Origin of the sequence: Bradyrhizobium sp. 139, from assembly GCF_023074175.1 — a bacterium.
Taxonomy (GTDB): Bacteria; Pseudomonadota; Alphaproteobacteria; order Rhizobiales; family Xanthobacteraceae; genus Bradyrhizobium.
In genome coordinates, this window is sequence record NZ_JADPKS010000141.1 from 1 (window position 1) to 4,099 (window position 4,099).

Here is a 4,099-nt window from a genome sequence, read left to right on the forward strand (position 1 = left end):
AAAACGCGCTCTTCGCCGGACATGAAATCGGGGCGGAAAACTGGGCTTTGCTCGCCTCGATCGTCGCCACCTGCAAACTCAACGACGTAAACCCTGCTGCCTACATCGCCGAAACACTCGAGGCGATCATCGACGGCCATCCCCACAGCAGGATCGAAGACCTCATGCCGTGGCGATTCCGCAAAGCGTCAACCCCGCATCAATAGGGTGACGCCTAAGCGCTTACAGTTGTAGCCAACAGCGGAGAGGATGACGTTGGCGGCATCGCCGGCGCGGCCGTTGAGATAGCAGCGGCCGAGGTAACTTTCGGCTTTCAGGTGTCCGATGATGGACTCGATGGCGGAGCGGCGGCGCGGCTCGCGCTTGACGACACGGAAGACGCCTCGCTTCTGGCCGGAGATGAAGACGCGACGGGGATTTTGCCCCGTTCGTGGCCGCGGTATCCCTTTCCGACGTAGGCGCACTCGATGGCACAGCCGTTGAGTGTCTAGGTGCGGTCGATGACGTCCCGCAGGGGGTGGCCCGTCGTGGGTTATCGGGCATCGCCCTGGCATGTAGCACGAACAGACCACCGGGAGCGGGAGCCCGCCGTTGTTGGTGACGCGCTGGCGCTGCTGCTGCGAGCGGATCTGCCCGGGCCAAGCGGGAGGGCGAACGCCTCCTCGAGCGCAGCCTGACCTTCGATCTTGCGGCGGATGTCGCGGACGATTCAGCCTAGCCGGCTGCGCAGGATGTGCAACTGCCGCTGTTGCGCGTCCAGGAGACTTTGCTCCGAGCCACACCCGGGCAGAGGACCGGTATTTGGCATGTCTTCTGTTCTGAGCTCTCTTGATGACTGGTCGGCACTAAAGGCTGGTGTGCCAGATTACTATCGGAGGAGCCGCGACTAAGAGGCCGCCGCGCACGTGTGGAATTGTTTTGTTTCCAACGCACGTGCGGAATTGTTTTGTTTCCAACGAGAGACACGTGTGCATTTCTAGACGCACTGGGACGTCCATTCCTGCGAAAACGGTACGTTGTTGTAGCCGAGCGGATTATCACCTTTAAAGGTGTTTATTTCCCCCAGACCCAAGGTGGCACACTCTTTGCTTAAGGCGTTGCGAAGAGCTGTATAAGTAGCGGGCGCTTCGATGAGCTGTGGTGTTGGTACGAACAAACCGGGCGACCAATGTCGATCATTGGAATAGCTGTGTAATTGCTCGTGTGGATACTTCAGCGTGGCTTGGTATTTGCGAGAGCGTGCCTCGTTCTCCTTGTCAGTCGTGCGACCGATGTTGTCCTAGCGACCTTGCCCGGATGCCAATCGATTTGCCCAATGTTTCGGTAGACTCTGAAGCCGGTCTGTGTCCCCCCTGTTGGCACACTGACCTGAGGGACACTTTAGGCCTTATGGTTGACACGCCGACTCTCGTTCATGCCCGCTTGTTGTCGGCGTATTTTTGCCGGTACGTGGTTCGGATGTCAGGCGCATGGTATGGGGCAGGAGCGATCGGTGTTGTGCCGAGATTGACGACTGACAATGTCGAGGGAGGATCACCATTTTGACCATTGCACAGGAACTGCCGCCACCAGCATCCTCTCCGAAGGAAGTCTACGGAGTTGGTGAGATTCCGCCGCTTGGACACGTCCCCGCCCGCATGTACGCGTGGACCATACGCCGCGAACGCCACGGGCCTCCTGAGGCGTCAATGCTCGTTGAGATCGTGCCTACTTGGCCGATTGCCGACGATGAGGTACTCGTGTTCGTGGCGGCTGCCGGCGTCAACTACAACGGAATCTGGGCTGGCTTGGGCAGACCAATCTCACCGTTCGACATGCACAAATTTCATTATCATATTGCCGGGTCTGACGCGGCCGGGGTGGTGTGGGCGGTAGGAGCGAAGGTTCGGCGTTGGAAGGTCGGTGACGAGATCATCGTTCATTGTAACCAGGACGACGGCGATGACGAGGATTGCAATGGGGGCGAACCGCTCCTCTCACCGTCCCAGCGGATCTGGGGATATGAAACCCCTGACGGTTCGTTCGCACAGTTCTGCCGTGTGCAATCGCGACAGTTGATGCCAAAGCCGGAGCATCTCACCTGGGAGGAGGCAGCTTGCTATACACTAACCCTCGCAACAGCCTACCGGATGCTGTTCGGGCACGTGCCCCACGTCCTCAAAGCAGGCGACTCCGTGCTAGTGTGGGGCGCGTCGGGTGGACTCGGGGTGTTCGGGGTGCAGCTCGCCGCAGCATCTGGTGCTAATGCGATTGGCATTATTTCCGATGCCAGTAAAGCCGAGTACGTTCTGGCGCTCGGCGCCAAGGGCGTCATCAACCGCAAAGAGTTCAACTGCTGTGGCACAATGCCCAAGATAGATTCGCCGCAATACAAAACCTGGATCCACGAAGTTCGGCGGTTTGGCAGAGCAATCTGGGATGTCTCGGGAAAGCGCGATGTCGACATCGTGTTCGAGCATCCAGGTGAACAGACGTTCCCAGTCTCAACCATTATCGTTAAGCGCGGTGGCATGGTTGTATTCTGCGGGGGGACCACGGGGCTCAATATTACGTTCGACGCTCGGTACGTCTGGATGCGCCAGAAACGAATCCAAGGATCGCATTTTGCCAATCTCAAACAGGCCAGTGCGGCGAACCGGCTTGTAGTCGATCGTCGCATCGACCCCTGCATGAGCGAGGTCTTCTTGTGGAAAGAAATCGCCCGAGCCCACACAAAGATGTGGGAGAACCAGCACAAGCCAGGAAACATGGCCGTTCTGATTAACGCGCCGCGGGCGGGCCTACGAAATTTTAGGGATATCCTCGAGGCGGCCGGTACTTGATTGCAGCCCCGTCGCGTGGCCTAGGCAACCAGCCTCTTGAATTCGACCTCACAATATGAGATTCGCGCTGTTTCGCGTCGCTGTTGCAGAGCTTGGTCGAGCTATGGCGGAAGTGGCGATGACGGCCTGAGATCGCCGCCGTTCGAGGCTGATGTCACGCTAACCGAGAGCCGATAGGGGCGGCTAGTCGTTGGCTTCAACCAATTTGAAGGGATTCAGTCATTTGCTTTTGCCGCCACTATTGGCGGCGGAAGGAATCATGGCTGAAGAGGATTTCGGTAAATGGATGCGTTGTGCGATTGGGCGCCGATAAGCGCGAGCGGCTCGAAGCGCTCATCAGGTGGTATCGGCAGCAGTTGCGTACCCTGCGCAGCCGGTCGGGCCGGGTCATCCGCGACGTCCGCCGCGAAACCGAGGGCCGGCCAGTTCCAGAGCATGCTTGGCCGGCCACGCAGATCCACTCGCAGCAGCAGCGCCAGCGCGGCTGGAAGGATTATTCCTTCCATGCCTCTGAGGTGTAAGCTTCCGAGGAGAGTCGCCTTGCGGCGAGTCGGCCTGGTTGAGAACTGTACGTATTGGACAGTCATACGATCAGTGCGCTGAATTGATTGGAGTGGTGGAGACGGGCCGGCGGCGGCGTTATTCTGAGGAGGAGAAGGTGTTCTGGAAAGCATGTCAGAGCCGCGTCTGGTAGCAGCGACGGCGCGACGATATGGCTTGTCGCGTTCTCTGCTGGTGACTTGGCGAAGAGCCTTCTCGACGAACCGGACCAAATTCAGGACAGCTGTGGCTGAAGGTGAGCCTGCGGCTTCCCCGACGCCTCATGGCGCAGCGTGGCGGCACATTCAACCGAGCGACGGATTGAGATCGAGCTAACCGGCGGGTGGTGCATTATTGTCAACGGCGGCATCGACGTTATAGCGCTTCGCCGGATCATCGAGGCTCTGGATCGGCGATGATTCCGGTTCCTAGGGGAGTTCGAGTGTGGCTGGCGGCGGGCCATCCCGACATCCGGCGCGGCATCTTCAGAACATCGCCGGCATCCTTCAGGGTAAGCGCTTAGGCGTCACCCTATTGATGCGGGGTTGACGCTTTGCGGAATCGCCACGGCATGAGGTCTTCGATCCTGCTGTGGGGATGGCCGTCGATGATCGCCTCGAGTGTTTCGGCGATGTAGGCAGCAGGGTTTACGTCGTTGAGTTTGCAGGTGGCGACGATCGAGGCGAGCAAAGCCCAGTTTTCCGCCCCGATTTCATGTCCGGCGAAGAGCGCGTTTT

Annotated in this window: 3 protein-coding genes and 2 pseudogenes; 3 read left to right on the forward strand and 2 right to left on the reverse strand. The window is 59.0% G+C overall.

The features are described 5' to 3' along the window. Positions 1-206, forward strand: a 206-nt coding sequence (locus IVA80_RS30895; protein ID WP_247438564.1) for a transposase domain-containing protein, incomplete at its 5' end; no start/stop codon positions are given. A 9-nt stretch (positions 207-215) separates the two neighbouring features. Here IVA80_RS30895 and IVA80_RS30900 read toward each other — a convergent pair. Next, positions 216-748, reverse strand: a pseudogene (locus IVA80_RS30900) (IS5/IS1182 family transposase); the annotation flags it as partial. Positions 749-1,541: 793 nt separating this feature from the next. Between IVA80_RS30900 and ccrA the strand changes: the two are divergent. Together ccrA and IVA80_RS30910 are read left to right on the forward strand one after the other, a co-directional pair. Continuing rightward, positions 1,542-2,822 (forward strand): crotonyl-CoA carboxylase/reductase, encoded by a 1,281-nt coding sequence (ccrA, locus tag IVA80_RS30905; protein ID WP_247438566.1) that lies wholly within the window; start codon positions 1,542-1,544, stop codon positions 2,820-2,822. A 338-nt stretch (positions 2,823-3,160) separates the two neighbouring features. Next, a pseudogene (locus IVA80_RS30910) lies at positions 3,161-3,340 on the forward strand (IS5/IS1182 family transposase); the annotation flags it as partial. A gap of 553 nt (positions 3,341-3,893) precedes the next feature. Here IVA80_RS30910 and IVA80_RS30915 read toward each other — a convergent pair. Then, positions 3,894-4,099 (reverse strand): transposase domain-containing protein (locus tag IVA80_RS30915; protein WP_247438564.1); only part of this gene is annotated, 206 nt, incomplete at its 5' end.